This is a genomic window from Microcoleus sp. B7-D4 (assembly GCF_036705125.1).
Lineage (GTDB): Bacteria > Cyanobacteriota > Cyanobacteriia > Cyanobacteriales > Microcoleaceae > Microcoleus.
Genome location: NZ_JAUBTT010000189.1, coordinates 1 through 6936, shown reverse-complemented (window position 1 = coordinate 6936; position 6936 = coordinate 1). Strand labels below are relative to the sequence as shown.

Genomic DNA, 6936 nt, shown 5'->3' with positions numbered 1-6936 from the left:
TTTTAGTAGGCATTGACTTTTTATAAATATCATCATATTATACTATGCAATATGCGTTTTAGATGCTGAACAGCTTATTCCAATCAGCAATAATCCAAGCTTCGATTTCCGGCGCGGCAAACCCAACAAATTTTTCGATGTCAGCACATTCGGGTATTTTTGATAACTCTGCCAATATTTTTGATTTTTGTGTCTGAGAATCGCGGCAATCCAAATCGTCAAAAACTAAAATCAAGTCGCATTTATTTGCTTCCGCTTTTAAGGCGATAGGCAATTCTTGCTTGATTTGCTCGATTAAGCTTTGACCTGTTCTTCCATAACTACCTGCTTTATTAGCTTTAGGGCCGGGTTTTTGACGAACTGGTGTTTTTCGTTCAAATCTACAGCCCGGAAAAGTTTTTTCTAAAAAAGGAAAGAATCCTCTAACCTCAGCCTCACCGCCACCAGAGAAAACCCACACTACCACGGCCATCCTCCAATAGTTGGATCGCCAACACGGTATAAGTCGCCCAATTGCCATCCCTCTTCAAGTTTTGGCTTCAGCAGTTCTTTTGAAAGAGATTTGACTGAGAAATACGTTCTGTTTTCGGGATAAAAACAAAGAACATTCTCTAAACGATCGGTAAAGTGATCTAAAAGGTCGGGACTATGCGTGGTAATAATTATCTGAGTTCTGGTGGCAGCTTTTTTAATCCACTCAGCTAAAATTGGCATCCACGAGACGTGCAATCCTAATTCAGGTTCATCAATGACTATCAAAGAAGGAAGGAGTGGAGAATGTAATATAGTTGCCCAACAAAGCATCCTGACAGTTCCATCCGACATTTCATTTAGGTAAAATGCTTCATCATCAATACCTTCAAAATACCATTCTACAGTGAGAGATAGGCGACCCGAAGGTAAAGCTCTAAGGCGACGAGTTTTTGGCAGGATGGACTTCATTGCCTCGTTAATGCTATCTTCAAAATTGATAGATTTTTGGTTTAAATTGTACAAGACTAAAGGCAGATTATCTCCCGAAGCAGATAGGTAAATATCACTTCCACCTATTTTAGGTTCTGCGGTTCTAATTAAACTCAAATTCATGTTATTGGCATTATAAAATTGCCATTTTGAAATAAATTCAATTAATTCTCTTCTAATTTTGTAAACAGGTATAATTTCTGGTGGTAAGAAAGTATATTCAAGCAGTGTCGGAATTGTCAACAAACCAAAAGAATTTGTAGGAATGTTATCTAAAGGTTCAAACTGAGCTGACTCTTGACCGGGAGACTTGTAAACAGATAAAACTCCTTGCCCTAATTCTCTGTTATGCAATTTATAGTAATAGAAAGGTGGCTGGCGGGAAGTTTCCTGCAAATCTTCTCCGCCATATAGATATTCTTCAGAGATGCTCGCCCTTACTTTTTGTCGATCGGTATAAAGTTTGAAATCAAGAATTGCGCTGTCTTTTTGAAGATTACCAGTTTGGTTAATTTGCGAAAAACAGCAAGCTATACTGACCTTCGCTGGACTTTCAACATTGACATCTAAAATTCTACCACCACCAATTTTAGAAACAGCATCCTCAAAACTACTCACGTCCCGATTTGCGTCAGGAATAGCTATTAGGCAATCTTTTAAAAATTTTAAACAACTGATGAAATTGCTTTTGCCTGAACCGTTTGAGCCTATAAATATATTAAGGTTGTTTAAATTTACAGATGGATCTAAGTGTAGATTTTTATAATTCTTGGTTGTCAAAAATCGAAGAATTGGTTGATTCATACGATCGCTCCGGTTATACTTCAGAAAGGTTAGGGCAGGCAAGATGCCTACCCTACAATAATTTAAAATTTGCACCTACAGCTAATAGCCGATCGCCAAATCTAAAATTTATCTAAAGATTAAAAGGTGAAAAATTAATTTTTCACCTTTTAACTCTCGACTTTCAAATTACCCGTTACTGAACAAACTTCTTGAATGCCAGAGTCACGTTGTGGCCGCCAAATCCAAAAGAATTCGACAGCGCCACATCAACTTTTAGATCGCGGCTTGTATGAGGAACATAGTCCAAATCGCACTCAGGATCGGGATTTTCCAGATTAATTGTCGGCGCGATTTTGTCATTGGCGATCGACATTACCGTCGCCACCGCCTCAATTCCCCCAGAACCGCCCAAAAGATGACCGGTCATTGACTTGGTAGAACTAATTGCTACTTTGTAAGCGTGGTCTCCCAAAGTCTGCTTAATCGCTTTTGTTTCAGTAGAATCGTTGGGAAGCGTGCTCGTGCCGTGAGCGTTGATATAGCTCACTTGATCCGGCGTCAAACCCCCATCCTTGAGCGCTAAAGCCATCGCGCGCGACGCACCGTTCCCCCCCGGTACCGGAGAAGTCATGTGATACGCATCGCAAGTTAAACCGTAGCCGACGATTTCTGCGTAAATCTTCGCGCCACGCGCCAGAGCGTGTTCCATTTCTTCTAGAATCAGAATGCCAGCACCTTCGCCGACGACAAAACCATCCCGATCGCGATCGAACGGACGAGAAGCATGAGTCGGGTCATCGTTGCGAGTCGAAAGCGCCCTCGCCGCAGCAAAACCTGCCACGCACAAAGGTGTCACCGCAGCTTCTGTACCGCCGCAAATCATGGCTTGGGCGTAACCCGCCTGAACTAAGCGAAACGCATCGCCCACGGCATTTGACCCGGCAGCGCAAGCCGTCACCGTGCAAGAGTTTGGCCCTTTAGCGCCCGTGTGAATCGCCGTCAGGCCCGCGGCCATATTCGCAATCATCATGGGAATCATAAACGGGCTGCATCGATCGGGGCCGCGATTCAGATAAATCTCTTGCTGGTCTTCTAAAACCTTCAGGCCGCCAATGCCAGTGCCAAGAATGACACCCACCTGTTCTGCGTTCAGGTCGTTAATCTCAAACTTCGCATCAGCAAGAGCTTGCTTGCTCGCTGACACCCCAAATTGAGCAAAGCGATCCATCCGCTTTGCTTCCTTGCGCTCTAAATAGTCGTGTGGGTCGTAACCCTTCACCTCTGCGGCAAAGCGGCAGTCGTGCCGCGACGGGTCGAATAAGGTGATCGGGCCTATACCATTCTTCCCGGCAAGCAACCCGTCCCAATATTCAGACAAGGTATTGCCGATCGGTGTAATCGCGCCGAGACCCGTGATAACAACGCGCTTACGCTCTAAATTTGTCATGATTTCTGTTTCAAAAAATTAAACACCCAGAACGCAGAACAAAAGAGGAGTTTCCAGTTTTCTAACTTCTCTCCTCTTAGGGGAAAAGACAGGTATTTTATGCTTTTGGAGCTGCAAGTTGGCTGCTGATGTAATCTACACAAGCTTGAACCGTAGTAATTCCTTCGGCTGCTTCGTCGGGAATTTCAATATCAAACTCTTCTTCCAAGGCCATTACCAGCTCTACTGTATCTAAGGAATCTGCTCCTAAATCGTTAGCAAAGTTGGCTTCGGGCTTGACTTCGCTCAGCTCGACTTCCAGTTGCTCTTTCACAATTTTCTGGACTCTAGTCAAAATATCGTCTTGGCTCATAACATCGTGTCCTCATTGGTTGCTGCGTATCTAATCTTATCCGAAAGGGGGATCGGCAGGACAAAGGCTGGCCGCTTTTCTAAGTGACACGGGCCAGGGACAATTGGGACACGGACGATCGCAGCAAGCCTACGACTAAGGAAAAAACCCATAGCCCACAATCAATCATCTCGTTTAGCAACCTGATAACGTTGAGGAACCGGAATTTTGGGTCGATGGTGCGTCAATCGATTTTAGATTTTAGATTTTAGATTTTAGATTGAAGCATTGACTCCACGGATAAATTCGGAGGGCAAGTTTCTCGGATACAGGTTTTTTATTTCACCGGTCCTGAGTCTGCTTTCGGAATGAACCCGGGGGCTTGTATCCTGGATGCTTGATTGTCAGTCATCAACTCAAAATGCTTGAGAAAAGCTGACAATTGGCTCCTAGCTAGGCGGTGATACGTTAATTATAAAGAGGGAAAACTAAGCAGGAAGCCTCCAGACTTCGATCGCTCAAGTTTCTTGTCCCGAACCTTGTGTCCCCTGCAGAAACAATTATGCCATCCCCAAATCTCAAATATGCTTACTTTCCTGGTTGCGTTCCCCAAGGGGCGGCCCGTGAACTTTACCTGTCTACCCAAGCGCTGACTCAAGCCTTGGGGATTGAACTGGTGGAACTCAAAAAAGCTTCCTGCTGCGGTTCTGGCACTTTCAAGGAAGATTCGCAGTTACTCGAAGATACTGTCAACGCTCGCAATATTGCTTTGGCTGAGGAACTGAATCTGCCTTTGCTGACACATTGCAGCACTTGTCAAGGGGTAATCGGTCATGTGGACGATCGCCTCAAGGAATCTCAGAAAACCGATCCCAACTACATAGAAAAAGTCAACGGTTTACTGGAAAAACAAGGCTGTTCGCCTTACAAAGGCAGTACCGAGGTGAAACATCTGTTGTGGGCGATCGTTGCAGATTACGGGCTCGACGAGGTGCAGAAGCGAGTCACCCGCAAGCTTTCAGGTTTGAAGTGCGCGTCTTTTTACGGGTGCTATCTGCTGCGAGCTCAGGATAAGCTGCTTTACGATGACCCGCACCAACCGGAATCGATGGAAAATGTGTTTCGAGCGATCGGGGCCACTCCGGTTTACTATCGAGGCCGGACGCAGTGCTGTGGCTGGCCGTTGGCGAGTTATGCCACTAACCAATCTTTTCAGATGGCAGGCAAACATATTCAAGATGCTCTTGACAATGGCGCTGATTGTATGGTTACTCCTTGTCCGCTTTGTCATTTAAATTTGGATGCGCGGCAGCCGGAGGTGGAAAAAGTAATCGGGCGCAAGTTGGGTTTGCCCGTGTTGCATTTGTCGCAATTGGTGGCTTTGGCTTTGGGTGTGGAGCCAAAAAAACTAGGGATCGATCGACATATTGTGTCAACTAAGCCCGTGTTAGAAAAATTAGGCTTTTAGTCGATCGATTTGCGCGGGTTTGGAGTAAGAGCTTTAGTCCTTTCTCATCTTAAATCCAGGTTGGTAGTAAAGACTTTAGTCTTTTCTCAAATCAAATCCGGTTAGAGCGGAATTATAGGCGAGTGCTAGCGGGACGATAGATCGCGCTTATACACTCTTGAGTTGATAGAAGATACCGTCCACAATTTCAGTCCTGGACGCACACATACCAAAGAAACCGGGTTTTTTACCGAATCTGCGGGTCACAACCTTTGTTTTTTCGTAAAAAAACCCGGTTTCTGAGCCCCGGTGGGTAAGTCCTAAATTTGTCCTTTTGTCCCCAGAGGTGGTCTAGTCTTCTTCTTGTGGGGCAGCAATGGCGTTGCGGAGTTATCACTCGTTGTCGGTGAAGTTGCTCGACAATGCCATTTATTTCTGATCTTAGCTCGTCATCAGAGAGCCCAAATGGGTTCTTTAAGCTATTGACACCACCAAAATATGAAGCGGTCTAACGACGGGGGCTTCAGCGAACGGCGTTGCACGGTGGCTACACCACTGATAACCGATGCCTCAGTTCCGTTGCCAGCCCTTGTTAGACTGCGATTGCTAGACCGCATACCGTAGCCCGGATCTAGACTCAAAAGCAAGTGTGGGGCTGGTAGGTTAATATGCAAATCACAGAAATTGTATACAATTACACAAAATAGTTTTTTAAGACTTCCTAACTGCCTAGCTATTGACAAGGAGTAATCTCCAGGACGAGTTTTTCTTAGACATTTCCTGCCATAAGGCAGACAATTGATGTAGACTGAGATAATTCACTCAAAAAACCCAATATGTCCACATATGTACCACCAAGAATCGCTATTCAACGACTTGGAGTATGTTCAAAAACCCTTGAAAGGTGGGAAAAAGAAGGGAAAATCAAAGCATACCGAACGCCGTCAGGACAGCGACGCTACGACGGAGACTCAGTTGTCAATATTCCATCTACTAAACCAACCATCCTCTACGCCAGAGTTAGCAGTCGAAGTCAAAAAGCCGACCTTATTCGACAGGCTGACTTTCTTCTGTCTCGCTACCCCGGATGTGAAATCATCCAAGACATCGGGAGTGGCCTCAACTTCAAAAGAAAAGGTCTTATCGCCCTATTGGAACACATTTACACAGGCGACATCGGAATGGTTGTCGTTGCCTCAAAAGATAGATTATGCCGGTTCGGATTCGATCTTATCTCATGGTTCGCGGAGCGGGGCGGGTGTAAGATTCTGGTTCTCAACAATAGTTCACTTAGTCCCGAAAGAGAAATGGTTGAAGATATACTCGCCATCATCCACGTCTTCAGTTGCCGATTGTACGGACTCAGAAAGTATAAAAAGCAAATCATTGAAGACTATGACGTACCGAGTTTACCCAAAGGGGGAGACGAAGAAAGTCTGGATGTTGAGAATTCACGCCAATCGCAAAGTGTATAACAATGCAATCGCTTACCTGAATCAGCATCAAGGAAAGTTCACCTACTACACTGTAGACAAAAAGACTAATCAGCCAGTCTCAAAAACTTCCGGTAAGCAAGCTTTTCGGAGTTACTGTAAAACTCGCTTGTTGCGAGATAATCCCGGAATGGTGCAAAGAATTGGGAATAGCACATAGTTTGGACAACGCCCTTTTCGAGGCTTATACAGCTTGGAAGAAAACCGACAAACAGCCAGCTCAGTTAGGTAAAGGAAAAAAGGCAAAACCCAATCCTTTAGTCGGATTGAAATTAGCTCGATTCAGGTCAATTCGAGCCCAAAAACAGACTATTCAGTTCGCTCCGGGTGACTATAAGAACGGTCATCTAATGCTCAATGCTAGCAAAGGTCTAGAAAAACCTCTCTGGACGGGGCAGGATTCCTGCTTAATCAACTATGACAAGGCAGTAGAAGTCACCTACAATAAGGGACGCTGGTTCGTAAATAT

6 protein-coding genes and 1 pseudogene are annotated in these 6936 nt (G+C 44.9%); 3 read left to right on the top strand and 4 right to left on the bottom strand.

Annotated elements, in window-relative coordinates:
- Positions 1–58: 58 nt before the first annotated feature.
- From QUB12_RS36210 to acpP, 4 genes are all read right to left on the bottom strand, one after another.
- Positions 59–466: a hypothetical protein gene (locus QUB12_RS36210; protein ID WP_333310930.1), complete on the bottom strand. Its 408-nt coding sequence runs from the start codon at positions 464–466 to the stop codon at positions 59–61.
- On the bottom strand, positions 460–1767 hold the full coding sequence (locus tag QUB12_RS36205) for an AAA family ATPase (RefSeq protein ID WP_333141877.1): 1308 nt from the start codon (positions 1765–1767) through the stop codon (positions 460–462). The genes QUB12_RS36210 and QUB12_RS36205 overlap by 7 nt, the downstream gene beginning before the upstream one ends.
- 175 nt (positions 1768–1942) lie before the next feature.
- Complete coding sequence (gene fabF, locus QUB12_RS36200) at positions 1943–3196, bottom strand: beta-ketoacyl-ACP synthase II (protein ID WP_333141879.1); 1254 nt, start codon at positions 3194–3196, stop codon at positions 1943–1945.
- A 97-nt stretch (positions 3197–3293) separates the two neighbouring features.
- Positions 3294–3548, bottom strand: a complete 255-nt coding sequence (gene acpP / locus QUB12_RS36195; RefSeq protein ID WP_333141880.1) for an acyl carrier protein — start codon at positions 3546–3548, stop codon at positions 3294–3296.
- A gap of 541 nt (positions 3549–4089) precedes the next feature.
- On the opposite strand from acpP, the gene QUB12_RS36190 reads away from it, so the two are divergent.
- The 3 genes and pseudogenes from QUB12_RS36190 to QUB12_RS36180 all read left to right on the top strand — a co-directional run.
- Positions 4090–4995, top strand: coding sequence for a CoB--CoM heterodisulfide reductase iron-sulfur subunit B family protein (locus QUB12_RS36190; RefSeq protein ID WP_333141881.1), 906 nt, complete (start codon positions 4090–4092; stop codon positions 4993–4995).
- 815 nt (positions 4996–5810) lie between these two features.
- Entirely contained in the window at positions 5811–6449 is a 639-nt protein-coding gene (locus QUB12_RS36185; protein ID WP_333141882.1) for an IS607 family transposase, read from the top strand.
- 179 nt (positions 6450–6628) lie between these two features.
- Positions 6629–6936, top strand: a pseudogene (locus QUB12_RS36180) (RNA-guided endonuclease InsQ/TnpB family protein); the annotation flags it as partial.

What these genes read in the sequence shown, in the direction of transcription:
- fabF (WP_333141879.1), bottom strand. Translation starts at nt 3,196, where the DNA reads ATGACAAATTTAGAGCGTAAGCGCGTTGTTATCACGGGTCTCGGCGCG.
- QUB12_RS36205 (WP_333141877.1), bottom strand. Translation starts at nt 1,767, where the DNA reads ATGAATCAACCAATTCTTCGATTTTTGACAACCAAGAATTATAAAAAT.
- acpP (WP_333141880.1), bottom strand. Translation starts at nt 3,548, where the DNA reads ATGAGCCAAGACGATATTTTGACTAGAGTCCAGAAAATTGTGAAAGAG.
- QUB12_RS36185 (WP_333141882.1), top strand. Translation starts at nt 5,811, where the DNA reads ATGTCCACATATGTACCACCAAGAATCGCTATTCAACGACTTGGAGTA.
- QUB12_RS36190 (WP_333141881.1), top strand. Translation starts at nt 4,090, where the DNA reads ATGCCATCCCCAAATCTCAAATATGCTTACTTTCCTGGTTGCGTTCCC.